General features: G+C 38.9%; 19 protein-coding genes. 10 read left to right on the top strand and 9 right to left on the bottom strand.

What is annotated here, in order from left to right; genetic code table 11:
• Positions 1-43: 43 nt before the first annotated feature.
• The 3 genes from ACOVO2_RS23125 (at position 44) to gatC (ending at position 1,996) form a co-directional block, all read left to right on the top strand.
• Entirely contained in the window at positions 44-799 is a 756-nt protein-coding gene (locus ACOVO2_RS23125) for a TerC family protein (protein WP_421772244.1), read from the top strand.
• 98 nt (positions 800-897) lie between these two features.
• On the top strand, positions 898-1,623 hold the full coding sequence (locus ACOVO2_RS23120) for a lysophospholipid acyltransferase family protein (protein WP_421772243.1): 726 nt from the start codon (positions 898-900) through the stop codon (positions 1,621-1,623).
• 85 nt (positions 1,624-1,708) lie between these two features.
• Positions 1,709-1,996: an Asp-tRNA(Asn)/Glu-tRNA(Gln) amidotransferase subunit GatC gene (gene gatC / locus ACOVO2_RS23115; protein WP_421772242.1), complete on the top strand. Its 288-nt coding sequence runs from the start codon at positions 1,709-1,711 to the stop codon at positions 1,994-1,996.
• A 145-nt stretch (positions 1,997-2,141) separates the two neighbouring features.
• Here the strand turns inward: gatC and ACOVO2_RS23110 are convergent, their stop codons facing one another.
• The 3 genes from ACOVO2_RS23110 to ACOVO2_RS23100 all read right to left on the bottom strand — a co-directional run bounded on the left by ACOVO2_RS23110 (position 2,142) and on the right by ACOVO2_RS23100 (position 4,794).
• On the bottom strand, positions 2,142-2,738 hold the full coding sequence (locus ACOVO2_RS23110) for a DUF6962 family protein (RefSeq protein ID WP_421772241.1): 597 nt from the start codon (positions 2,736-2,738) through the stop codon (positions 2,142-2,144).
• Between the two features lie 315 nt (positions 2,739-3,053).
• Complete coding sequence (locus ACOVO2_RS23105) at positions 3,054-3,965, bottom strand: ROK family protein (protein ID WP_421772240.1); 912 nt, start codon at positions 3,963-3,965, stop codon at positions 3,054-3,056.
• A gap of 121 nt (positions 3,966-4,086) precedes the next feature.
• Positions 4,087-4,794, bottom strand: coding sequence for an SDR family NAD(P)-dependent oxidoreductase (locus tag ACOVO2_RS23100; RefSeq protein ID WP_421772239.1), 708 nt, complete (start codon positions 4,792-4,794; stop codon positions 4,087-4,089).
• 121 nt (positions 4,795-4,915) lie between these two features.
• Here ACOVO2_RS23100 and ACOVO2_RS23095 point away from each other — a divergent pair, with 121 nt between their 5' ends.
• Positions 4,916-5,647, top strand: coding sequence for an MlaE family ABC transporter permease (locus tag ACOVO2_RS23095; RefSeq protein ID WP_188769750.1), 732 nt, complete (start codon positions 4,916-4,918; stop codon positions 5,645-5,647).
• Positions 5,648-5,730: 83 nt separating this feature from the next.
• The gene (locus ACOVO2_RS23090; RefSeq protein ID WP_421772238.1) at positions 5,731-6,483 is read left to right on the top strand and encodes an ABC transporter ATP-binding protein; all 753 of its coding nucleotides are present in this window, start codon (positions 5,731-5,733) and stop codon (positions 6,481-6,483) included.
• Between the two features lie 118 nt (positions 6,484-6,601).
• Here the strand turns inward: ACOVO2_RS23090 and ACOVO2_RS23085 are convergent, their stop codons facing one another.
• Both ACOVO2_RS23085 and ACOVO2_RS23080 read right to left on the bottom strand, forming a co-directional pair.
• A complete protein-coding gene (locus tag ACOVO2_RS23085; protein WP_421772237.1) occupies positions 6,602-9,802 on the bottom strand; it encodes a glycoside hydrolase family 3 N-terminal domain-containing protein in 3,201 nt (1,066 codons plus the stop codon).
• 29 nt (positions 9,803-9,831) lie between these two features.
• A complete protein-coding gene (locus tag ACOVO2_RS23080; RefSeq protein WP_421772236.1) occupies positions 9,832-10,932 on the bottom strand; it encodes a PDDEXK nuclease domain-containing protein in 1,101 nt (366 codons plus the stop codon).
• A gap of 154 nt (positions 10,933-11,086) precedes the next feature.
• Here ACOVO2_RS23080 and ACOVO2_RS23075 point away from each other — a divergent pair, with 154 nt between their 5' ends.
• On the top strand, positions 11,087-12,415 hold the full coding sequence (locus ACOVO2_RS23075; protein WP_421772235.1) for a rhamnogalacturonidase: 1,329 nt from the start codon (positions 11,087-11,089) through the stop codon (positions 12,413-12,415).
• A gap of 483 nt (positions 12,416-12,898) precedes the next feature.
• Positions 12,899-15,400: an endopeptidase La gene (gene lon, locus ACOVO2_RS23070; RefSeq protein WP_421772234.1), complete on the top strand. Its 2,502-nt coding sequence runs from the start codon at positions 12,899-12,901 to the stop codon at positions 15,398-15,400.
• Positions 15,401-15,493: 93 nt separating this feature from the next.
• Here lon and ACOVO2_RS23065 read toward each other — a convergent pair whose 3' ends face one another.
• Entirely contained in the window at positions 15,494-18,481 is a 2,988-nt protein-coding gene (locus ACOVO2_RS23065) for a M14 family zinc carboxypeptidase (RefSeq protein ID WP_421772233.1), read from the bottom strand.
• Positions 18,482-18,665: 184 nt separating this feature from the next.
• Positions 18,666-20,279, bottom strand: coding sequence for an amidohydrolase family protein (locus ACOVO2_RS23060; protein WP_421772232.1), 1,614 nt, complete (start codon positions 20,277-20,279; stop codon positions 18,666-18,668).
• 201 nt (positions 20,280-20,480) lie between these two features.
• Here ACOVO2_RS23060 and ACOVO2_RS23055 point away from each other — a divergent pair, with 201 nt between their 5' ends.
• Both ACOVO2_RS23055 and ACOVO2_RS23050 read left to right on the top strand, forming a co-directional pair.
• Positions 20,481-21,275 carry a sulfite exporter TauE/SafE family protein gene (locus ACOVO2_RS23055; protein ID WP_421772231.1) on the top strand — a complete coding sequence of 265 codons (795 nt, stop codon included), beginning with the start codon at positions 20,481-20,483 and terminating at the stop codon, positions 21,273-21,275.
• Positions 21,276-21,332: 57 nt separating this feature from the next.
• A complete protein-coding gene (locus ACOVO2_RS23050; RefSeq protein WP_421772230.1) occupies positions 21,333-21,686 on the top strand; it encodes a DUF983 domain-containing protein in 354 nt (117 codons plus the stop codon).
• Positions 21,687-21,811: 125 nt separating this feature from the next.
• Here ACOVO2_RS23050 and ACOVO2_RS23045 read toward each other — a convergent pair whose 3' ends face one another.
• Positions 21,812-22,666 carry a DUF481 domain-containing protein gene (locus ACOVO2_RS23045; protein WP_421772229.1) on the bottom strand — a complete coding sequence of 285 codons (855 nt, stop codon included), beginning with the start codon at positions 22,664-22,666 and terminating at the stop codon, positions 21,812-21,814.
• A gap of 154 nt (positions 22,667-22,820) precedes the next feature.
• Between ACOVO2_RS23045 and ACOVO2_RS23040 the strand changes: the two genes are divergently transcribed.
• On the top strand, positions 22,821-23,249 hold the full coding sequence (locus ACOVO2_RS23040) for a hypothetical protein (protein WP_421772228.1): 429 nt from the start codon (positions 22,821-22,823) through the stop codon (positions 23,247-23,249).
• A 32-nt stretch (positions 23,250-23,281) separates the two neighbouring features.
• On the opposite strand, the gene ACOVO2_RS23035 is transcribed toward ACOVO2_RS23040, so the two are convergent.
• Positions 23,282-24,759 (bottom strand): hypothetical protein (locus ACOVO2_RS23035; RefSeq protein WP_421772227.1); only part of this gene is annotated, 1,478 nt, incomplete at its 5' end.

The raw sequence follows: 24,759 nt of genomic DNA, 5'->3' as shown, positions 1-24,759 counted from the left end.
AAAGTCTAATTTCGCTTCATAAACAAATAAAACTAAACCTGAAATGGAACAAATTCTTACAACAGCAGCTTTAACAAGTATTTTTACATTGACATTATTAGAAATTGTACTTGGTGTCGATAACATCATCTTCGTTTCGATTATCTCATCGAAACTTCCACACGCCGAACAGAAGAAAGCCCGTAATATAGGCTTGGCAATGGCAATGGCTATTCGTATTGCCTTACTATTTGTATTGGGTTGGATTTTGGGACTTCAAACTGATTTATTTAATCTAAAAGATTTTGGCTTACCTGTTGACTTAGGTTTTAGTGGTAAAGACATTATTTTATTGATTGGTGGACTTTTCTTGTTGTATAAAGCAACCTCAGAGATTCACCATAAGCTTGAAGGACGTGAAGAAAATATCAGTGCTAAGAAAACTTCATCAAAATTATCGAAAGCTATTTTTGATATTGCGATTATTAATATAGTCTTCTCAATTGACTCTATCATTACTGCTATTGGCATGACCAACAATATCATGGTGATGGCCGTTTCAGTAGTTCTTTCTACCTTTGCAATGCTGGCTTTTGCTGGTAAAGTAGGAGAGTTTGTGGAGCGTCACCCAACGGTGAAGATGTTGGCTTTATCGTTTTTGGTGATGATTGGAACACTACTCGTAGCTGAGGCATTTAAAGTACACGTACCGAAAGGTTATGTTTACTTCTCAATGGCATTCTCGTTTTTGGTTGAAACACTCAACATCAAAATGCGTAAAAATGCAAAACCAGTTGATTTACGCAGCGATATTAAGTAATTTTCAATTAAATTAACCCTTTAACGTCGGCAAGGTTTCAAACCTTGCCGACGTTTTATAAATAAGAAAAACTCCTAAGTTGGAGCAATGGTAGATATATGAAGATATTTTCTTGGATATATACAGTTTGGTGTGCATTTTGGTTTTTGGTAGTGTTTTTATTACTTTTTCCTATTGTTTATGTTTGCTTGCAAAAAGAACAATGGAAACCAATTGCTCATTATTGTAATCGTATCTGGGGCAAGATTTTCTTTTTTGTAATTGGGCAGCCCGTACATGTTACATACGAAACAGAACTCGACCCAAAGCGTGCGTATGTTTTTTGTGCCAATCATTTTAGCTATCTTGATATTGCGATGATGGGCGTGGTAGTAAAAAACTACTTTGCGTTTATGGGGAAAAGTTCGGTCAAGAAAGTGCCATTATTTGGATATATGTTTACCAAGCTACATATTCAAGTAGATAGGTCGGCAAAAGACAGTCGGATTAAGGCATTGACTCGTTCAATAAAAGCACTAAAATCGGGGCGAAGTATTATGATTTTTCCTGAAGGAGGTATTTTTTCGACTAATTTTCCCGAAATGATACAGCCTTTTAAAGATGGGGCATTTTCGATGGCTATCGAAAATAAAGTACCGATTGTGCCGATTTCGCTTTTGGATAATTATAAAGTAATGCCCGAAATGCTGTTCAAATGGCATAAAATTAGGGTAATTGTGCATAAGCCAATCGAGACGACTAACATGACAAAAGCTGACATAGACGATTTGAAACAACAAGTCTATGATGTGATTCAGCCTACGTTAAATAAATACCGAGCTTGATAGTCGATAGGCTATCATCAGCGGAAATAATTATTTTGCTTTACAAAAACTATCGACCGTCGTCAATCGACCGTTGACTAATTATATGAAAATAGACCAAAAGACAGTTGAAAAAATGGCACATCTTTCTCGTTTAGAACTAAGCGAGCAAGAAAGCGAAAAAATGGTAGATGATTTATCGAAAATCTTGAATTGGATGGACCAACTCAAAGAACTCGATACCACAAATGTAGAGCCACTCACGCACATGAGCGAAGAGGTAAATGTGTTCAGAGAAGATATTGCTCAAAACGCTCTGCCAAGAGAAAAAGGTTTGAAAAATGCCCCAAGTCAAAACGGCGAGTATTTTCAAGTACCGAAGGTGATTGAGTAGTAGCTAACAGTCGATAGTTGGCAGTTAACATTGCTGTAAAATGCACTTTATTAATCTGATTACTTAGATTATAAGTTCCATAGAAAAGGCTTAGATTTTCACAGTCTAAGCCTTTTTTTGAAGACTGAAAACTGATAATTGAAGACTAATTTGAATGATGATGGCGAGCCGCTCTTCCGAAACAAAACAAACTAATGGCTACCAAATAATGATAAACATCGGTTGGGTCAAGGATGCTATTGGGCATAAAACTTTTGTTATAAGTAGCCAAAACCAATGCTAAAACTCCCAAAATAAGCCAAGAACCAACAGCCGAACGACCTTTGATAAGTCCAAAAATACCGATAATCAAAACCAACGGAATTGCCACCATTGATACAATCTGCAAGACTTTTGAGTTATCGGTTAGTTGAACAATTCCGAAAGTTATGAATCCTAATGCCAATACGATATAAGTTGCATTTCGAGAAGCCGTTTTTCGTTGAACTAATAAAAACGATGCATAAACTAAGCAAAAAGCTCCTGCTGTGCCAGCTAAATGCTGGAAAAACTCCGAAACCGTTTTGGCAGGAGCATAACCCAAAAATCGGATAACTCCGAAAAAAGCTGCGGCCGTAATTGAAAGTACGAAGGCTTCCCAGAGCAAGCAATTATTAAATTTGAGTTTTCGGAGATATCGAAAAAATACATAAATGCCTGTGAGTGTAAGCACAGCATCGGAGATAGCATGAGTGATTTCCATAGTTTAGAGTATAGGGTTTTGGTTGAATTTGAGGATAAATTGATTTTAATCAATAAATCTATATGATAAATTTGTAAAAAAAGTAAAATTCATTGCCGTCTGCTTTAGCTGACGGATACTAAATCAAAAACAAAATTGGCTTTAGCCAAAACTGATACTAATTTTGGCTGAAGCCGATTTGTCTTGTTATAATATTAACCGTCAGCTAAAGCAGACGGCAATGAACTGAAAATTATCATGTAAGATTTGCATAAAAAAAGGTTAACTATCAAACCGATAATTAACCTTTTCTTTCAGAAATATATGTACTTTATATCAGAAACACAAACTTGCCGCTCCGAGCAAACCAGCATCATTGCCGAGTGTAGCTTTTTTGATTACAAGTGTTTTGAGGTAATAAGGCGTTAGCCAATATTCTAACTGCTTATTGATGGCTGGTAAAATGTAGTCGAATGATGCCGAAAGTCCGCCACCGACTAAGATTGTTGTGATATCCAAAATACGAATCATCGAAACCAGAGCATTACCGAGCATTTCGCCTACTTCGCTGAAAATTTGAAGAGCCAATTCATCGCCTTCGGCTGCTGCTGCCACCAAACCAGTTGTAGAGATAGTGCCATCACCAGGAAGTTGGGTTTTACCAGTGTAGTTAGCTCTCATTTTATTGGCTAAATCAAGCAATTCATTTTTACCGATATTTCTTTCTAAAACTTTACCATTTTTAGATGGAATGTGACCCGGCTCCATAGCGTTTCCGCCGCCACCTTTGAAAACTTGTTTGTCGATGATTGCCGCTCCGCCCACACCTGTTCCGAGCGTAACCATGATATAGTCTTCTGGAATTTCTTCGTCTTCTCCGAAATAATATTCACCCAAAGCGGCTGCATTTGCATCGTTTTCGAGGAAGAAATCACATTTCGGAAAACGTTCTTTCAAATATGGTATAATTGGAGTTCCGTTGATTTCGGGAATTGCAGTAATTTCTACCAAAGTTGTACGGTCACGGGTGATAAGCCCCGGAACACCAATTCCGCATTTTTCTACGCTTTTATTTTCGGCTAATTGAATCGCAATTGCATCGCCCAAACGCTCAACAAAATGCCCTGATTTACGCCAGCTTGCCGTATCGTGGCTATAAAAATTTGAAAGTTTACCAGTTTGAGCTTCAACAATGCCCATCTTGACGTTAGTACCGCCCACATCAATTCCTAAATATTCGGTTGCCATTTAGCGTAAAATTATTTGTATTTAAAGGTCAAATATAAATGTTTTTTAAAAAAAATTAAGAATAAAAAAGAGTTATTTACTTTCTATCGGGTAGGGCTGGGGCGGCCGACGTTCGGAGGGGCTATATGTCGCCACCCTGCGGACGCAAAACAATATCTTCGATAACTGCATTTTTCGATAAACTATAGGCACTCCAGATGGTTTCGGCAATATCGGCTACGGTCATAAATCTTTCTTCTGGAATTCCTGCACCTGCCCAACTATCGGTGTAAACAGCCCCAGGCATGACAGAGGTTACTTTTACGCCATAATCTTTCATTTCTTCACGCAAGACTTTACTGAAACCCAACAAAGCAAATTTTGAGATGCTGTATGAGCCACCATTCGGGTAGGCTTTTAGGCTTGCTACCGAACATATATTGAATATATGTCCGCTGTGCTGCTCAATCATTGTCGGAATCAGCCCACGAGTGAGGTGATATGCACTATAAAGATTGGTTTCGATGAGTTGTTCTAAAACGCCATCGGCCTCTTCATGTACGTTACCGGGAATAAATGTACCAGCGTTATTAGTCAACATTCCGATTGGCTGAGCCAAAGATTTTATAAACTCAGCAAAAGCGATAGCTTGAGATTTGATAGCTAAATCAGCTTTTTGTACGTAGCATTTTGCACCATATTGTGCTTCGATAGCTTGTTTTGTTTCGGCCAAATCGGCTTCATTTCGAGCCGAAATTACTATATCGAAATCATTTTTAGCAAATTGTTCGGCAATTGCCCGCCCAATTCCTCTTGTACCACCCGAAATTACCGCTAATTTTCTACTCATATACTAATAAAGTATTTTAGATTGGTTTTCCTGTAATTCTCAGAAAAACCTCAAATATAGAACCATGAACCCTAAACAAATCGTTATCTTTGCAAATATCGTTAAAATTTAGCTAAAAACTATGTTATCAGTAATAGGAAGATATTTAATATTTCTGGGAAAACTCTTCACCCGACGAGAATCTCTGAAAGTATATTGGGAAAGATTCATTGATGAGTGTATCGGAATTGGGGTGAGTTCGGTGTTTATTGTGGCCATCGTAGCTGTCTTTATTGGAGCGGTGGTTTGTGTGCAAACCCGTGCCAATTTGGTGAGTCCAGTAATCCCGATTTATGTGGTGAGTAATATTGTGCGAGACATGACTTTACTCGAATTATCTTCGACTTTTATGTGCGTAGTTTTGGCAGGAAAGGTAGGGTCGAATATCGCAGGCGAACTCGGAACAATGAAAATTACCGAGCAGATTGACGCCCTTGAAGTAATGGGTATTAATTCGGCATCTTATTTGGTTTTACCTAAATTATTGGCTGCGGTTTTCACGTTTCCTTTGTTGGCCATTATTTCAGGATTTTTGGGGATTTTGGGTGGATATTTGGCAGGAACGCTTTCGGGTATCATCACTCCCGAAGATTATATTTATGGAATCAGATATTCGTTTATTCCATTTAATGTCTTTATTTCTATCATCAAAGCAGTAGTTTTTGGTTTTCTGATTTCCACAATTTCGGCTTTTCAAGGCTATAATACTCGTGGAGGTGCATTGGAAGTAGGGCAGGCCAGTACATCGGCCGTAACCAATAGTTGTATTGCGGTTCTAATTGCCGATTATCTTTTGGCAGAGCTTTTGACTTAATTTTGAATGATAGAATGAATGATTGAGTGAATGATAGAATGTTTAACATTTAATAATTGCTCCCCTTTAGGGGCTGGGGGTTTATGATTGAAATAAAAAATATATCAAAGTCTTTCAACGGTCGCCAAGTTTTGGATAATGTCAGTGGCGTTTTCAAGAAAGGCGAAACAAGCTTGGTTATTGGTGCAAGTGGTACAGGAAAAAGCGTATTATTGAAATGTATGCTCGATTTGGTACGCCCCGAGGCTGGTAACACACTTTACGATGGCCGAGATTTTTATGTAGGCGACGAAGAAGATAAAAAAGATATTCGCCGAGAAATGGGCGTACTTTTTCAAGGCGGAGCATTGTTTGACTCTAAAACTGTACACGAAAATGTGCAATTTCCGCTTGATATGCTCACAAAAATGGGCGAAGGTGAAAAGAAAGACCGAGTAGAGTTTTGCTTACAAAGAGTTGGGCTGGAAGGAACGGGCGGACGAATGCCATCGGAGATTTCGGGAGGAATGAAAAAGCGTGTTGGCATTGCCCGAGCGATTGTGATGAACCCCAAATATTTGTTTTGTGATGAACCAAACTCTGGCCTTGACCCGCTGACTTCGATAAAAATTGATGAATTAATCAAGGAAATTACGGATGAGTTTGATATTACAACCGTAGTAATTACCCACGATATGAACTCCGTACTTTCGATTGGCGATAAAATTATGTTTTTGCACAAAGGTAAAAAACTTTGGGAAGGCAACAGCCAAACCATCATGGGCGATACCGTGCCTGAGTTAGAAGAATTTGTGTTTTGTAATAAAGCCCTTAGTTTGATGAGGGCGGGGAAGTAATTTTCTAATTTCGGTGGTTTCGACTCTGCTCAACCACCGAAATTAGCTTGTAAAGTAGGACAATGGCATCAGCCACCCGATTTCTAAATTGCTCGCTTGACAAGTCGGGAGACTTGTGTTACTTTATCATTTTATAAATCTGCTCGCCAACTTCGGTTCTGATATTGAGCGTACTAATCTTTACATTATCACGGGTTGGATAAACTCGGTTCGATAAGAAAGTATAAACAAAATTATATTTCGGCTCAACCCAAACGAATGTTCCCGTAAAACCTGAGTGTCCGAAACTTTCGGGCGATGCCGACGTTGGGCCATTTCCTACTTTTGGATTAAAATCTAATTTGTCAAAAGCAATTGCACGGCGATTTTTTAACTCTGGAAATTGGTATTTCGTACACTCAGCAAGCACTTCTGGTTTGATAAATTGTGTGCCGCCATAATAGCCTTTCTGCAAATACATCTGCATTAATTTTGTGAGGTCGTTAACGTTTCCGAAAAGTCCTGCATGACCTGAAACCCCATCTAACATTCCTGCACCTTCATCATGCACACGGCCATGAATGACAGTTTTTCTGAATAAAGTATCTCTTTCTGATGGAACAATTTTATCTTTTGAATAAAAACGCAAAGGGTTGTAGGTCAAAGAGTTAGCTCCAATTTGTTTGTAGGTTTTCTTTAAATAATCTTCCCACGGCATACCCACTAAATCGGCAATGAATGTTGGATAAGTATAATAATGCAAATCGCTATACACATATCCTTGGTCGGGTTTTACTGGCGAGTTTTCGATGGCATCGAAGATAACTTTTCGGTAATCTTTATGTAGCCAAAGTGTATCAGCAACTTGCACCGAAAAATCAGCCGATTGCTTGGTAGAAAGTGTATTTGGCTTCCAAACCATTGTTTTTGGTGAAAGACAATCTTTCCAAAGTGTTTTATTTTCTTTTATCGCTTTCGCAATAATCAAATCATATTTCTTTCTACTCATAAACAACTTCTTTTTGTATTGAGAAGCATACTTCTCTTTGAAAACTACACTATTTCTGACAGTTTTAACCGAATCAATACAATCCATCCAAAATGGAATCCAAGCTTTTAGTCCCGATTTGTGCGTAAGCATATCACGGAAGCGTAAATTTGCTTTGTTACCATCAGCAAATGCTGGGTAATAGTCTTTGAAAGATTTATCCAAATCAAATTTTCCTTCGCTCATTAATTGCATTACTGCCAAAGCTGAGGTACTTACTTTTGTAACCGAAGCAAGGTCGTAGAGGTCGGTTAAATTAACAATTCCTTTCGTACTTGTCTTCGATGAGTTCATGGCGGTGTTTGCATTTGCTTTTTTCACGGCTTCGTCCATTACGTCATTTTTGTTATCAGCTTTAAATTTAGCATCAGTATTTGCTAAAACTGCTCCATTAGCTGCCTCGTAAGTATGAAACCCGAATGCTTTCTGATAAATTACTCGACCATCTTTGGCCACTTGCATGGTTGCTCCAGGGTAAGCTTTTTCACGAAGCCCGAGGTTGATAACGGAGTCAATTCTTCTGTTAAATTCCACACCATCGAGTCCGACCATTTCGGGAATTCCATAAGCTAAACGTCCGATTGATTGAGTACTTTCTCCCATACCATATTTGTAAGTATTATTGATAGAAACTGGCAGTTTACCCAAAATCGGAATCGCTCCAAAAATCGCTTGGGCGGCTGCTTCTTCCATATAATTGGTTAACTGATAAGCCATTACAATGGCTTTCGACTTTTCTAAATCATCAAATTTATCAAGCGAATAAGGGTTACCGAAGATGGTTGTAATTGCCTTGCCAGTATTTACGAGTGCTTTTAAAGCTTTTTTGTTGGCATCGGTAATGCCATATTTGGCGGCTGGACGAATATTATTGAGGTGTAAGTTTACCAAAATCACATCGTAGTTTTGAGTTTGTGCTAAAACCTTGTTGATGCTCGAATCAGGTGCGTTTGGGGGAAGCAAAAAATGGTCGATAGTTGTATAATTATCGGTCATTTTTTGGAAAGCCGTTGGCTGAACTGCATCAATCGAAACGCTGGCGATGCGTTTAGTTAAATCTTTGATAGGCAGTGTTTTATCATCATTTTTTACTAAGGTAATTGTTGCTTCTGCAAACTGACGATTCAATAAATCTGATTTTGTAGTGTTCAAATCTGCAATCAAATTTTTGATGTCGGTTGGGCGATATTTATCCAATCCAACCCACGATTTTGCCATCAAGATTTTACGTACTCGGAAATCAATTTCTTCCATCGAAATTTCTTTGTTGGCAATGGCCGTTTTGATGGCCAAAATTGCACCTTCGGCGTCTTCAAATGTTTCAAGAATATCATTTCCTGCTAAAACCGCTCTTACGTTGGCTTCGCCTTTCGAGAAATACTTGATTGCACCCTGCATATCCATCGCATCGGTGAAAGTCAAACCCTTGAAATTGAGGTCTTTACGTAAAATATCAGTAACGATTCTTTTAGAAAAAGTTGCCGCCAGATTTTTACTTGTATCTAATACAGGAACACTCAAATGTGAAGTCATGATTCCACTTAAACCATTGTCTATCAGTTTTTTATATGGATAAAACTCAACAGCATCTAAACGTTTGCGGTCGTGCGGAATCAAGGGCAAATCGAAGTGTGAATCAACGCCCGTATCGCCATGACCAGGGAAGTGTTTGGCAGAAGTAAGCAAATGTTCGCTATTCATACCTTGCATGTAGGCGAGGGCTTTGTTGGCAACATCTTCTTGGTTTTCGCCAAACGAACGGAAATTGATAACAGGATTATTAGGATTTATATTGACATCAACCACAGGAGCGTAATTGATGTGTACCCCAATTCGGCGGCATTGTTTGGCTACTTCAACGCCCATATCAAAAAGTAACTTTTCGTTGCCTTGCATGGCTCCGAGCGTCATTTGGTACGGAAAACGTACCGTGCTGTCGAGTCGCATGGCTAAACCCCATTCCAAATCCATGCCTATTAATAAAGGTACTTTCGATAGTGCTTGGAGTTCGTTCACGATGCGGGCTTGCACGGTTGGTGGAGCGGCAAACATCACAATTCCACCGATTCGATTATCTTTTACCCAACGTTTGAGTTTTTCTACGTCGTGTGGTCGGCCAGAAGTATTGCCACGAGGCATGAGTAGTTGCCCAATTTTCTCGTCGAGCGTTAGTGTCGTGAAAACCGAATCTACCCAACGTTTATTATAATTAGTCAAGAAATCAGGTTCTTTTTGTGCAAAACTTGATAAAGTGTTGATAAGTAAGAGGATAAGGAAAAAAAGTCTTTTCATTGGTTATGGGTTTGTTGATTGGTAGTTTATTAATCCATTAATTTTCTGAGTGTGTCGGCATTTGGTAGTGCATTCTTATATTGCTCGGGTACTTCATTGGCAGTTTTATAAGTAGCAACACCCATTGCTTTACTAAAATCACGGAAGGAAAATTCGACTATTTTATTATTTTTTTCTTTGCAAAGGATAATTCCAATAGATGGATTTTCGTGAGGTTGTTTGATGTATTCATCTAATGCTGACAAATAAAAATTCATTTTTCCCATATATTCGGGTTTGAATTTTCCTTTTTTTAGTTCGAAAGCAACCAAACATTGTAATTTTCGATTAAAAAAAAGTAGGTCAATGAAGTATTCGTCTTCTTCAACAAGCAGCCTAAACTGATTTCCTAAAAAGGCAAAATCAGCTCCGAGCGAAAGCAAAAACTTTTTGATATTTCTTACTATTCCATTTTCGATTAGCTTTTCATCTTCTTCGTCTGGGTCTTCGATGTTAATAAAATCAAGCAAATATTCATCTTTGAATGACTGAAGGGCTTTGGCTCTGAGGTCATTGTTTGTAATGATTTGAGAGAAGTTATTTGGAAGGCTTCCTTCTTTTTGAAATAGATTGGCTTTAAGGTGGTGTTTGAGTGTTTCTACTGACCAAAAATTTTGTGAGGTTTTGTATATGTAAAAGATTCGTTCTTCAATACTCTGTGTTTTTGAGAGAATAGCAATATGATGAGTAAAGCTTACTTGCAAGAAATTTTCTTGAAACTGTTTATCTAACGACTTGTTAATTTGGTCAGTTACCGACTGACTAATTATAAGTGATTGATTATTAGTGTTTTGTGTGATATTTGCTCCAAAGTAACTTTGCCAAGAATCGTAAAAGATTCGCATGTATTTTAGATTAGTTGCCGAAAATCCTTTTAAGCCTGGTAATTCATTCTGTAAATCTTCCGATAAGCGTTCTAAAACCTTTGCACCCCATTTTTCCTGCTTAATTTTCTCAGAAATAAGTTGTCCAACACTAAAATATAAGCTTAATAACTCTTGATTAACAAGTACAGCCGCCCTATACCGACTACTAAGTATAGCATTTTTAAGTGTTTTAAGCGTTTCTGTATAGTCTGATAATACTGACATTTATTCTTTAGACATCATAAGTTGTAAAAACCATTACTCAAAGTAAATAAAAAATCATCAAAAAACCTGCGTTTTATCGCACTCCCGAGAGTACAGGATTCTAAAAGTCGAGAATTATTTTATATTTACCCCGATAATAGACCTAACAATCATAATGAGAAAAATCCTTATACTTTTCATCAGTACGTTCGCTTTGGTGGGACATTCTTTCGCTCAGAAAAAAGCCAACAATATTTTCCCAGATGGCAGCATAATGTCCAAATGGTTTGCTGATTCTACCAAAATTCCACTTAGTAAACTCGGTAAACAATATGTAATTACCAATTACGGAGCAGTAAATGATAGTACTGTATTACAAACAACCGTCATTCAGAAAACGATTGACGAAGTCGCCAAAAATGGGGGAGGAGTGGTGGTAATTCCGAAAGGAACATTTCTGAGTGGAGCATTATTTTTCAAACCCAAAACACATCTTTATGTGTCGGAAGGTGCAGTTTTGAAAGGCTCGGATAATATTGCCGATTACCCCAAAATGCCTTCACGAATGGAAGGTCAAAACCTTGATTATTTTGTGGCCTTGGTGAATGCCTACCGAGTTGACGGCTTTACGATTTCGGGAAAAGGCAAAATTGATGGCAATGGTTTGCGTTATTGGGAAGCCTTTTGGCAACGACGAAAAGAAAATCCGAACTGCACTAATCTTGAAGTTTCACGTCCACGATTGGTGTTTATTTGGCAGTCGAATAACGTGCAGATTCAAGATGTAAAACTGCACAATGCGGGCTTCTGGACGAGTCATTATTATCAATGTAATTTTGTGAAAATTTTGAATGTCAATTTCCTTTCGCCTTATCAACCCGTAAAAGCACCGAGTACCGATGCCATCGACCTTGATATTTGCTCGAATGTGTTGATAAAAGGCTGTTATATGTCGGTCAATGATGATGCCATTGCCCTAAAAGGTGGCAAAGGCCCGTGGGCAGATATGATTCCGAGTAATGGCGAAAACACCAATATTGTTATCGAAAATTGTGAATTTGGCTTTTGTCATTCGGCTCTGACTTGCGGGAGTGAAGCCATTCATAACAAAAATATCGTAATGAGAAACTGCTATGTAAAAGATGCGACAAGGGTTTTATGGCTAAAAATGCGACCAGATACCCCACAATTATACGAATACATCACGGTAGAAAATATCAAAGGCCAAGCTAATAGCCTAATTTACGTGAAACCATGGACGCAATTCTTTGATTTACAAGGCCGAAAAGATATTCCGCTCTCGTACTCTGATAATATTACCCTCAGAAACATCGACCTCAAATGCAATGTATTCTATGATGTAGCCATTACAGAAAACGACCGTCTCTCAAATTTTAAATTTGAAAACCTTACGATTGAAGCCAAGAAAACCGCTATTGATAAAAGCATCGTGAAAGGTTTTACTTTGAAAAATGTGAAGGTGAATAATACATTGGTTCAGTAGTATCATTTATTTTAGCTTTGATAATGATTGGTAAATACACTGTAAACTATATAAGTATTGATTTACTTCCCTCCCCGATGAGGTGGGAGGGACACGAAAAAAATGTTGTACTTACTTAGATTACAGTGTAGTAAAGTTGTCAAAGCTAAATCTTCAAAAGTTTTCTTCTATTTTCTGCCTTAATTTCTCTTTCCGATGATATTTCTCTGCCAAACTGCCATATAAAAGTGCCTTGGCATGAGTATTGAACTATTAAATTTCCCTGTAAATGTTTTGATTGTCAGAAAGGTTTAGTATTTTCACTCTGACAATATGACAGAAAACTTAAACTGCTGATTATCAATATTTACAAAAAAATCTATAAAACACGATTTTAATCTAACCGAATCCGTTATTAAAATTAGATGATAAAGACTCCACTGCTCATACCAGCGAAATCAATAGAGTCAGTTTCAAATCAACGGTCTAAAAATATAGTGGTGAATGAATAGAGAACTTATCTCAAAGCTTGTAATGGCAAGACAAGACGTTGAAAACGTTGAAATGATAGAAATTGCTTCGCCCGAAGAAGTAATGGAAAACGAAGATAATCTGCCAGCCGATCTGGCTCTTTTATCTTTACGTAATACCGTTTTGTTTCCCGGAATCGTAATACCCGTAACGGTTACTCGCCAAAAGTTTATTAAAATGGTAAAAAAAGCTTACCGCACCGACCGCACGGTTGGAGTGGTAGCACAGGTACGCCATACACAGAATGAGCCTACGCCCGAAGATTTATTTAAAGTCGGAACAATTGCCCATATTCTGAAAATGATTGTACTACCTGATGGTAACGTAACGGTTATTATTCAAGGTCGTCGTCGTTTTGAAGTGCTTGAATACACCCAAACTGAGCCTCATCTGATGGCAAAGGTGAAGTATATTCCCGAAAGTTTCCCGAATGTACGTAAGAAAGAAACAAAAGCATTGATTCAGAGTTTGAAAGAGGCTTCTTACAAAATTCTGAACCTCAATCCCGATATTCCACGTGATGCCCAAATGGCTATCAGTAATATTGATAGTCCGAGTTTCTTGACGCATTTTCTTTCTTCAAACCTCAACATCGAAATCAGCGAAAAGCAATTGCTTCTCGAAACTTTTGATGGTGGCGAGCAAGCCCATAAGCTACTCGAACACATGATGAAAGAGATTCAAGTGCTGGAAATCAAGCGTGATATTCAGAGTAAAGCCAGCATTGATATTGACCAACAGCAAAAAGAATATTATTTGCGTCAACAAATCAAGGTTTTGCAAGAAGAATTGGGCATGGAATCGCCCGATCAAGAAGTGGAAAAACTTCGTGCAAAAGGCTCGAAAAAGAAATGGACAAAAGAAGCAAACGATCATTTCAATAAAGAATTGAATAAAATTCTACGCATGAATTCGATGTCGCCCGAATACGGTGTTTCGTTGAATTATGCCGAAACAATGGTCGAATTGCCGTGGGGAGAATTTACGAAAGATAACTTTGACCTCAAACGGGCCAAGAAAATTTTAGATTCTGACCACTCAGGCCTCGAAAAAGTAAAAGAGCGTATCATAGAATATTTGGCGGTTTTAAAGCTCAGAAATGATATGAAAGCTCCGATTTTGTGTTTGTATGGCCCTCCGGGAGTTGGTAAAACTTCTTTGGGGAAATCAATCGCAAAAGCTTTGGGTAGAAACTACGTCAGAATGGCACTCGGTGGCTTGCACGACGAAGCCGAAATTCGTGGACACCGCAAAACGTATATCGGTGCAATGCCGGGTAAGTTGATTACGAATCTTCAAAAAGCAAAATCATCGAACCCTGTTTTTGTACTCGATGAGATTGATAAAGTAAATCGTGACCAACGTGGCGACCCTTCGTCGGCCTTGCTCGAAGTGCTTGACCCTGAGCAAAATAACGCTTTCAAAGATAATTATTTGGAAGTAGATTACGACCTCTCGAAGGTGCTTTTCATCGCAACAGCCAACTCGCTCGATACCGTTCAAGGTCCATTGCGAGACAGAATGGAAATCATTGAAATTTCGGGTTACACCGTTGAGGAGAAAATAGAAATTGCTCGTAAGCATCTTGTACCGAAGCAATTGGAGCAACACGGAATCAAGCCAAAAGATTTGAAGGTTGATGATAAAGCCATTCAGAAAGTAATCGAAGGCTATACGCGTGAGTCGGGCGTCCGACGTTTGGAACAGCAGATTGGTTCTTTGGTCAGAAAAATCGCTAAGTCGATAGCCATGGGCGAAGAATATCCTAAAACTGTGAAAGCCGAACACGTAGAAAAAATGCTCGGAGGGATAATTTTCGACAAAGATTTGTACGAAGGAAACGATGTGCCAGGCGTAGTAACTGGCTTGGCGTGGACTTCGGTTGGTGGTGATATTCTTTTCATTGAATCAAGCCTTAGCCGTGGACGTGGACAACTCACACTTTCGGGACAACTGGGCGATGTAATGAAAGAATCAGCCATGACGGCTCTTTCTTACTTAAAATCGCACGCTGATGGTTTAGGAATTGATTATCGAATTTTCCAGCATTACGACCTTCACGTACACGTTCCGCAAGGAGCAGTGCCAAAAGATGGCCCTTCGGCGGGTATTACGATGCTTACTTCTATGGCTTCGATGTTTACCCAGCGGAAAATTAAGCCAAACACGGCCATGACAGGTGAAATTACACTACGTGGAAAAGTATTGCCAGTGGGTGGTATCAAAGAGAAAATCTTGGCAGCTAAACGTGCGGGCATAAAAGACATCATTATGTGTTATAAAAACCGCAAAGATGTGGAAGAGGTAGGCGAAGTATACACCACAGGATTAACTTTCCACTATGTAGATTATGTAGATGAAGTGCTTGAAATAGCTCTTTTACAGGAAAAAGTAGCCAATCCGTTGAATTTTATTCTTCCCGAAGAAAAGAAAGAAACGCCAGTAATTGCTCCTTTGGATGTTGTTGTGGTTTAAGTAGCCCCTCCGCCCCTCAAGGGGAACTGCAAAATAAGATAAAATAAAAGGAAGCCTTCGCTTTAGGCGAAGGCTTCCTTAAACTTACCACACTTAGTTTTTATTCACACGAATCACTTTCTTCTTATTTCCACGACGCATATCAATCAAATAATTGCCTGCTGGAAGATTCGCAGGGTTCAGAATTACCTCTCTTTCCGACTCGGTTAAAGTTTGTTGGTGAACTTCACGGCCATTCATATCGAGCAATCTAAGATTCATTCCTGTAGTTTTTGATTTTTGGAAATCAATAATCAACTCATTCGTAAACGGATTCGGATATGCCGTTGCGTTGATTTCATCGGTCAATTCTTCACTGAATCTTACTTCTCCTACAGCTTCTGTGGTTGTACGAGCTTGGGCCACAACAGGCGTGTTACACGATGCACTTTGGGCATTTCCAGTTCCAGAAGGGGTGAAAGCTACCGAATTACTCATGATAATTTTATCAATTCGAGTTCCGTCTTCACGCATCCATACATTGAGGGTATGATAGCCAGTTGTCGGAATATTTACCGAAATTCTAACCGAATTGATTGAGCCAACCCATGTCCAGCTTGTGCTACCATTATTGTAGTTGCCTGTAGTTGTCATCGTGTTCGTACGTCCAACTCCATCAACACCTACATGGAATGAATCATCGTTAGTTGTTTGGTTTCCTGCCGCCATTCTTACCCAAATATAATAAGTGCCAGTGGTACTAAAAAAAATCGGATAGTCCATACGCGGGCCATTCAGAGCTGTTCCTGTGTTTACCCCAGTGCCAGAAGTAGTCATACAGATTCCTCCCGAGGCGGTGCTTACACTGAGGGTTGTCCAAGATCGGCTGGCGGCTGAGCCAGTGCCAGTTACTCTCGTATTGAAGTTTTCGGCTTCCATAGAAACCAAACCAGTAGATTCATTGAAGCATTTAGCAGGCGTACAAGTAGCTGATGGGGCGGTTGCTCCTGGACAGTAGGTAGTGAAATTGGCTGATGGTGAAAATACGCCAGCGGAAGTGCTACAAGTTGCTCTTACCTGAAACTCATGAGCCGCAAAAGCCCCTAAGCCAGTAATAGCTAAACTACTCGTTGTGGCGGTCGCATTTGTCCAGGTTGTACTACCAACTGGGCGGTATTGAATAGCGTAAGAGGTAGCTGAAGAAACCGCTCCCCAAGCGAGTGTGGCACTCGTGCTGCTCAAAGCTGTTGTTGTCAATGAGGCTGGCGTACCACACTGAGTTTTGAAACTACCTGTTGTACTAAACCCACCACATGACGAACGTACTCGCCAATTGTAATCTGTAAAACCTGTCAAACCCGAAATATTGAGAGTTGTACCCGTTACAGGAATTTCTGTTCCCCAAGTTGTGGCGGACACAGTTTTGTACGAAACAAAGTAGTTGTTTACATTACTAATACCTGTCCAGGTTAAGGTAGCGGAAGTAGAACTGATATTACTACTGATTAGGTTAGTAGGTACTCCACAATCATAAATTAATGAAACCGTATCTGTTTGAGCCGAGAGCCCATTATCAACTGTCAATAAAAATTTCAATGTTGATCCTAAAGCTGTGCTTGAATCAACGGTAAAACTTATGCCATCGGCTTGGGTTTGTAACATGGCTAAGTTTGAATAAGTTTTAGGCGAACCAACCGAAGTGATTTGTGATGAAACAGGTGCTAACGAAACAGTATAAGTGGCTGGTTTTACACTAAAATTTTGAAATTGGTAGGCTAACGATGCCGATAATGTACTAAACGATGTATTACTCGGAGTTGCTTTTGCATAAAAAGTGGAAACTCTCAAAAGCTTTTTATTCATTTCAATTGCCGAATTACACAAAGGAATAATTCGGGAAGAAGCTGGCCAAAAACCATCAGTCGATGACCCAATTTCGGGTGTAAATGTATAGATTTTACCTTTAGTTGTTTGTTCGTGGTAAAGCCAATCGCCTGCACCACCATTAGAGAGGTAAGCCAATGTTTCCCAAACATTACCATATTTAAAACCATTTTCTGCCGTAAAATAAGCTCCCATTTGTTGGAAAAGTGCTTTTTCAGGATTAGTGTTGGTCTTTTCCCATTCGTTAGGGTGAATACAATAATTACCGTAAGAGTGGAAGCTGAAAGTTGAAACGATACTGCGTTGATTATAGAAATTTCGCATATTTACGGTTTCGATTTCTGAAAAACCGGCAGTTCCTCTGTAGGTTTCTGAGCTTGTAGTACCAGAAGATCCTGTATTATCGAAGCCCCAGTTATATCCATAGTTTCTATTTAAATCTACACCAAAAGTGCCATTACCATTATTTTTTCTATTTTTTCGCCACATGCCACCACCATTAGGGTTTGTGGTTTGGTTATAAACATAGCCATCAGGGTTTACGCATGGAATGATATATATCTCCGAGCTATTCAATAGGGTTTTGATTTCCTTGTCAGTATTATAATTCTCGAGCAAATGCCACATAAAAAATATTAACTGGCTCATACTCATCGGCTCACGGGCGTGATGCACTGCATTTAAACAGATCTCTGGTTCGTTTTCGTCTTGGTCGGGATTATCGCTGATCTTTACCAAATACATTGGGCGGCCTTCAAGCGAATTACCAATACTTGTCTTCGCCGAAATCAGATTCGGATACAACGCTCGCATTTGGTCTAAGATAGTATTCAACTCTGTTAAGGTATAAAAGCCCGCATACGAACCTAATGCAAAGTTAGAGGGAGTTGCTACATTAACTTTCATTTTGGCATTTTTGCGGTTGATTTCATCATTGATTTTCTTGTAGTTTTGCTCTAAATCTTTGATGATATACTTGAAGCTAATTTTGTTTTTTTTGAATAAAGCAATGTCGTGGTCAGAAACCTCGGCTGTAAAATGCTTTTTATCTTCGTAGCCAAAATGGTCAATTTCGAGACCATTATTCATTAAATATTCAAGTTGAGTTGGCTCAATGTTTGCCTCAATACGGTGGTATTTTAGTCTTTGGGCATGAGCATTAATATAACAGAAAATGAATATTGACGAAAGGATTTTAATAAGTATAGTTTGTCTCATATCTAACGGGCGATTAGTTATAAATAGTATTAAATTCGTAATGTGAATTTAAATGAAAAAAAAAGCCATATCATAATATATACATTAAATCTTATCGGAAGGTAGCAAGATGGTAAAAAAAAAGGTGTCCTTGCTATTTAGCCAAGACACCTTTCATGTTAGTTTTGAGAAATTATTGAAGCATTTAATTCTTTTCGGCACCTTGCACTTTTGAAGCTCCTTTTTGCGGAATACCTGGTTGAGTAATCTCAAAGTTCTCTTTAGTTTTGGCATCTGCTACCATCTTACGCACATCGGCCAAGAGTTTCTTTGCATCATAAATTACGCCGTCTTTTACGGTATATTTTACACCCCCAACTCTCGTAACTTCGTTTTTATCATTTACTTTGATAGCTCCAGTACCATAGAGTGTTTTAAGGTTTGCCAAGGGGTTCTCTTCGGTAATTACAAAATCGGCTAATTTCCCAACTTCAACCGAACCAATTTGGTCGGCCATTCCGAGTGCCTCTGCACCTTTGATGGTAGCGGCACGAATCACTTCGAGTGGGTGGAAACCCGCTTCGCGTAATAATTCAAGTTCACGGATATATGCAAAACCATAAAGCTGATAGATAAAACCAGAGTCTGAACCAGTTGTTACGCGTCCACCTTTATTTTTGTATTCGTTCACAAAACGCATCCAAATGCGATAATTTTCTTTCCAAGCTACCTCCTGCTCTGTTCCCCAATTTAACCAATACGAACCGTGCGAAATTCTGCTTGGGCCATAAAAACGCCAAACTGCTGGAAGGGTATATTCATCGTGCCACTCGGCTCTACGGGCGAGCATCAATTCACGATTGGCTTCGTAGATATTGAAGGTTGGGTCGAGTGTAAAATCAATTTTTAGCAGCTCGTCCATTACCTGATTCCATTTGGCCGAACCAGGCTCGGCTGCTTGTTTCCAAAGTTTTCCTGCTTCTTCAAAACGGTTTTGTTCGTTATTGTAGTTATAATCGGCAGGATAATTCTGTAAAGTACGTTCATCAAAAAGTGCTTCTGGTAGGCCATACCAGTGTTCCATTGTGGTTAATCCTGCCTTCGCTGTAGCCAGTACGTTCATTCGAGCCACTTCCAACTGAGCATGGTGACAAGCCGAACGAAGACCGATTTTCTTGTTTTCTTCGAGAGCTGCTCTAAAAACCGCAGGTTCTGCTCCAAAAAACTTGATACCGTCTGCTCCTTTGGCGGCATTATCACGCACCCACTGACGAGCCTCTTCGGGTGTGGTGATTGGTTTATCGCTTCCCATACCAAAAGCAGTGTAGGCTTTGATACGTGGAGCCGTAATTTCGTTTTTCTCACTTCTACGTTTTTGGTCGAGTGTCCAGTCAAGACCATTTCCTGCCGAAGGGTCACGGATGGTCGTGATTCCGTGGCCGAGCCAAAGTTTAAATACGTATTCGGCTGGAGTTCCCTGAGATTTCCCGCCAATATGGCCGTGCATATCTACAAAACCCGGCATGAGGTACATGCCCGTACAATCAAGTTCTTTGTCGCCTTCGTTGAGTTTTGGGCGGCTTTTCGGCTCAATCGGCACCCCGGGATAGCCCACTTGCTTGATTTGTGCAATTCTGTTTTTTTCGATAACAATATCTACTGGCCCAACTGGCGGAGCTCCAGTACTGTTGATGAGGGTCACACCCCTGATAATGGTACGATTGGCGTATTCGCCCTCAGCACGATTAGGTGCTTTCTCAATTTGGGCAAGTACGATGGTTGAACTAAGTGTGAGAAGAAGCGTAATTTTTTTTAGCATAGTATTATTTGGCAGGTTTTTAGCAAATTTAATCATCATTTATCAGATTCATAATTTTTGATTATTTTTTTCGAGAGCCATTTCAAAAACTCACTTTTTCTATCAAGTAAGTATATTAGAAAAATACAATAAAATTTACGTATTGGTATTTAATTTCTATAAATTGCAATATTCTACACAGAATAAAATTGATTAAAATCTATGGAAATTGTAGGGTTTATATTGGCCTTTATTATTGGCATAACGCTGGGCTTAGTAGGAGCTGGTGGTTCGATACTCACAATTACGGTTTTGGTGTATATTCTTGGCGTTCCACCCACAATGGCCACTACTTATTCGCTTTTTATCGTTGGAATTACGTCTTTGGTTGGTTCGATTGATTATTTCAGAAAAGATTTAGTTGATTTACAAAAAGGTCTTTTTTTTTCGTTTCCTGCCTTCATTATGGTGTTTTTGATGCGAAAATTCGTGATGCCGCACATTCCAGAAGTGGTTTATCAATCGACAGATTTTTCGGTGTCAAAGAATCTGATGGTGATGCTTATTTTTGCGGTATTGATGATTGGAGCATCGTATTCGATGATTCGGAGTAACAAAAAGCCAAGCGAGCAAATCGGGCATAAGGTCAGTTATTGGATGATTTTTGTAGAAGGAATTTTGGTTGGAATTCTGACGGGCTTTGTGGGTGCGGGCGGAGGTTTTATGATTATTCCGGCAATGGTAGTTTTTGCAAAATTACCCATGAAAAAGGCCGTCGGGACATCGCTTCTGATTATTACAATTAACTCGGCGTTTGGTGCAATCGGCGATTTTTCGGCAGGAATAGCTCTCGACTGGTATTTTTTGACGAAATTTGCTGCATTGACCATCGCAGGAATCCTGACAGGTGGCTATTTATCAAAAAAGATAGATGGCGACCAACTAAAACCTGCTTTTGGGTGGTTTGTATTGATAGTTGGGTGTTGGGTAATCGTTAAAGAATTGCTTTTGCGTTAATCTTCCTATCAAAATATATTTTTTATCTACTTTAAAGTCTCTTTTTGAGCCAAATAAATGAATAGTTTAGAAGCAGCCGTTAAAATGAAATGTCCAAATTGCCATGAAGGCGATATGTTTGTATCTAAAAATCCTTACGAGTTTGGAAAAATGACCGTTATGTATGAGCATTGCCCGAAATGTGGAATTAGGTATGAAAAAGAAATGGGATTTTTCTATGGTGCAATGTATGTGAGCTATGCCTTTAATATCGCTTTTTTTGTGATTGCCTTAGTCGCATACTATCTATATTTGGAAACACGTGTTGATTGGAGAATTTTTATCGGTGGATACCTACTCTTTACGGTTTTGGTGTTTCCATTGATGTATCGGCTATCTCGCTCAATTTGGTTGCAGCTTTTTTATAAATAATCCGCAGTCAATTGAGTTGTAATTGCTTGACAATCAATAATTTATTTGTTTGCAAGTTGCTGATTTTGTGTCTTGCTTGAATGATAAAAAAGGGCTAATTTCATAACAAAATTAGCCCTTTTGCTTTATTTCTTGCCTTCGTAAGCTATCCCGAATGTCCAACGGAAATCGTTATTTTGTCGGCCAGGTACTACTATACTTTCATAAGAGTTTTCGACCGTGCTACGGAAACTAATGTGTTTTGATAATTGGTATTTCAGAATCAGATTACCATTCCACCGAAAGTTTTTTTCCGTAATACTGGGTTGCAAAAAGAGCGTGTGCGAAAGGCTGAGTTTGCTATCATGGAAAGTGTATTCACCAAAAATACGTGTCGAATTACGCCAAAGATTGCGGTCGGGAAATCTCTCATTTACTTCAAAGTCGGTTTTTTCGTAGAGAAAAACATTGGTAGCTGAAATGTAGGTATTTGGTCGCTGAATGAGTTTCAAACCTACTCCGGCAGCTCCGATGAAACGATCGTTGATTTTCCGAAGGTTACTTTTTTCGAATGAAGTAAAGGCCAAATAATAAAATTTTCGTTCGTGCAGAATACTGGTTCGGAAATCAACGAAGAGTTCTTTTTCGGCCAAAATTTTATTTTGCTGACCATAAATGTAAGATGGACTACTCGAAAATTTAATGATTTTGCTGTTGTTGAAATCCAAAGCCGATGAAAACTGAATCAAAGCTCGATTGACGTTTCCAGAAGTATAAGTGCCATCGGTGGCAATTCGGTAGCGAAATTTGGCTGGAGTATCATCTTTTTCCTCTTCTTCTTCTCCTTCTTCATCACCCTCTTCTTCTTCCTCCTCTGCTGTCGAATCAGCTGGCATATTTGTATCAGGCTTAATTGGTTGGAGTGTATCAGATGGTGCGTCTTGAGCGTTAGTATTAAAAAACAGTAGGAGTAAAAATGTTGTTAGTAAAGGTAGTTTCATGTTTTTTGTTTAGCGTTTAGGCTTGCACTCTACCTTTCAACAATTCTATCGACGGTATTAGCAAGCTTTGTATTATATTTGGTTAAAAATTAGATTTATTTGCTAACAAATAGTTATTCGAAAAACAGAATTACACAACAAAAGAAACAAGATTATGAATTTTGCTAAGTATTTATCGGTAATTGCTATAAGTATGCTGAAGTTTGCGGGTGGGCCACTTACTGGTCTGGCCATCAAATTATCTTGGGTTGAGACAGCAGTCTGCTCGGTTGTGGGAATGATGCTTACTGTTTCATTAATCGTATTTTCTGGTGATTTTATCAGAAAAATATTCCGTAAAGATAAGCCAAAAAAGTTTACAAAAATGACTCGATTTGGTGTAAAAATTCGTCAAAAGTTCGGATTGATTGGGATAGCATTCCTGACTCCAATTTTGTTTACTCCACCGGTAGGGGCTGCATTGAGTATAGCTTTTCGCTATGATAAAAAAGCGATACTTCTCCAGATGCTCATAAGTGCCGCTGCTTGGGCTGTAGTGCAAACCTTATTTATGTATTACGTGAAAGATTTGATATTCAAATAAATAGGAATTTCTACGAGAAAAATCGTTCAATCTTAATTATTTTTACTGACTCGAATCGTCTTTATGACTTCGGTATCTCTACTAATTTCGATGATGTAATTTCCCGTTGGAATATCAGCATGGCCTAAATCTATGTAAGCAGTTTTATCTACGAAAGTTACATAATCTTTCTTGATAGGCTGTTTCTTGCCAGACATTGAGTAGTAGGCAAAACTGAGTTTTTCTACGTCTTCGGTTTCGGGAATTTTGATATTACACACTTGCTGAAACGGAATTGGGTAGGCATTCCAATCCTGAAGGATATTGCTCGAAGTATTGGTAGAAGCCTTCACAAAAAATTGAATGGTTTTCGACGAAATTACTGAATCTTGTTTGTACGCTTTAGCACTGAGCGTGTAAGTACCAACGGGAAACTTCAATCCTCGCCCTTCACCAAAAAGGTTATACGGTAATTTATCTGAACTACGTTTAAATTTATATGGACCATTCAGCTCAAAAACCATATTGATTGTATCAAGATTGCAGTGAGCAATTATATTTGTTATGTCTGGTAAAGCATCGAGATAGAGTGTACGTTTATTTGGAATGTAACCAAATGGTTGAATCGGTACATCGAAATAATCGCCCTTGATGAGCTCGAAATTAATAATTGGTGGGACAATTTCTACAAAAATGGCTGATTCGAGCATACCGCCAGCATTATCATACACCCTCACTTTTACCTTATATTTACCCAAAAATGGGGCTTTCCCGTAAAAATTTAGCTCGAAACGATTAAAGTCAATCCATTTTGGGGCTTCAATAACTTCTATGTAGGCAATGAAGCCATCGGTGTCATAAAATAAGTTTTCGGGAATCCTGAACTGGAAATTTTGATTGACAACAATTTCTTTTGTATATCCTGTAATGTTTTCTCTCGGAAGTTGATTAGGCAGATTGTTGGGTAGGGTAACTACAGGCGGCGGAGTGACGATCGGAGCTACATCCACAATATCTGGCAGCGGATTTTCGATTTTCTTATTTTCGAAAATCAGATCTTCTTCCAAGATCACCTTTACTTTCTTCTTACCATTATCCGACCTCGTTTTCCAATCATTTACAACTAATTCGAAGCTATCGGTAAGTTGCGAAAGACGATATTTTACGGAGTCTGTAAACGCAACCGGAGCAACAGGGCGGCTCAGCCCTTTAACGGCCTCTTGCACGGCAGGAAAGATTTTATCGTATTCGGCCTGTACATTTGACTCAATAATGAGCATAATAAACTCACAATCGTACTCAACGGCACGTTTAGCGTAATTTTTTAGGTTCTCAGAGGTCGGTAGGTCAAAGAAAGCAACCTCGGTATAAGCCTTTTGGTTGGGTTTTGTATTGCTAAAAATAAGGTCACCTTGAATGCCTTCTATTGAGGTCTTTATGAAGTCGGCGTTATCTGATAAATCTTTAAACGCAAAAGTATTGCGAAGCAAAGTAAGGTTATCGGCAATGCCACCGTATTCGCAAGCTATTT

This window comes from Emticicia sp. (assembly GCF_049241225.1).
In the GTDB taxonomy this organism is placed as follows: Bacteria; Bacteroidota; Bacteroidia; order Cytophagales; family Spirosomataceae; genus Emticicia.
The sequence above is the reverse complement of the archived record's forward strand: the minus strand, read 5'-3'. Positions and strand labels throughout refer to the sequence as shown.

Excerpts from the sequence above, each read along its gene's own strand:
- ACOVO2_RS23125 (WP_421772244.1), top strand. The coding sequence starts at position 44 with ATGGAACAAATTCTTACAACAGCAGCTTTAACAAGTATTTTTACATTG.
- ACOVO2_RS23120 (WP_421772243.1), top strand. The coding sequence starts at position 898 with ATGAAGATATTTTCTTGGATATATACAGTTTGGTGTGCATTTTGGTTT.
- gatC (WP_421772242.1), top strand. The coding sequence starts at position 1,709 with ATGAAAATAGACCAAAAGACAGTTGAAAAAATGGCACATCTTTCTCGT.
- ACOVO2_RS23110 (WP_421772241.1), bottom strand. The coding sequence starts at position 2,738 with ATGGAAATCACTCATGCTATCTCCGATGCTGTGCTTACACTCACAGGC.
- ACOVO2_RS23105 (WP_421772240.1), bottom strand. The coding sequence starts at position 3,965 with ATGGCAACCGAATATTTAGGAATTGATGTGGGCGGTACTAACGTCAAG.
- ACOVO2_RS23100 (WP_421772239.1), bottom strand. The coding sequence starts at position 4,794 with ATGAGTAGAAAATTAGCGGTAATTTCGGGTGGTACAAGAGGAATTGGG.
- ACOVO2_RS23095 (WP_188769750.1), top strand. The coding sequence starts at position 4,916 with ATGTTATCAGTAATAGGAAGATATTTAATATTTCTGGGAAAACTCTTC.
- ACOVO2_RS23090 (WP_421772238.1), top strand. The coding sequence starts at position 5,731 with ATGATTGAAATAAAAAATATATCAAAGTCTTTCAACGGTCGCCAAGTT.
- ACOVO2_RS23085 (WP_421772237.1), bottom strand. The coding sequence starts at position 9,802 with ATGAAAAGACTTTTTTTCCTTATCCTCTTACTTATCAACACTTTATCA.
- ACOVO2_RS23080 (WP_421772236.1), bottom strand. The coding sequence starts at position 10,932 with ATGTCAGTATTATCAGACTATACAGAAACGCTTAAAACACTTAAAAAT.
- ACOVO2_RS23075 (WP_421772235.1), top strand. The coding sequence starts at position 11,087 with ATGAGAAAAATCCTTATACTTTTCATCAGTACGTTCGCTTTGGTGGGA.
- lon (WP_421772234.1), top strand. The coding sequence starts at position 12,899 with ATGAATAGAGAACTTATCTCAAAGCTTGTAATGGCAAGACAAGACGTT.
- ACOVO2_RS23065 (WP_421772233.1), bottom strand. The coding sequence starts at position 18,481 with ATGAGACAAACTATACTTATTAAAATCCTTTCGTCAATATTCATTTTC.
- ACOVO2_RS23060 (WP_421772232.1), bottom strand. The coding sequence starts at position 20,279 with ATGCTAAAAAAAATTACGCTTCTTCTCACACTTAGTTCAACCATCGTA.
- ACOVO2_RS23055 (WP_421772231.1), top strand. The coding sequence starts at position 20,481 with ATGGAAATTGTAGGGTTTATATTGGCCTTTATTATTGGCATAACGCTG.
- ACOVO2_RS23050 (WP_421772230.1), top strand. The coding sequence starts at position 21,333 with ATGAATAGTTTAGAAGCAGCCGTTAAAATGAAATGTCCAAATTGCCAT.
- ACOVO2_RS23045 (WP_421772229.1), bottom strand. The coding sequence starts at position 22,666 with ATGAAACTACCTTTACTAACAACATTTTTACTCCTACTGTTTTTTAAT.
- ACOVO2_RS23040 (WP_421772228.1), top strand. The coding sequence starts at position 22,821 with ATGAATTTTGCTAAGTATTTATCGGTAATTGCTATAAGTATGCTGAAG.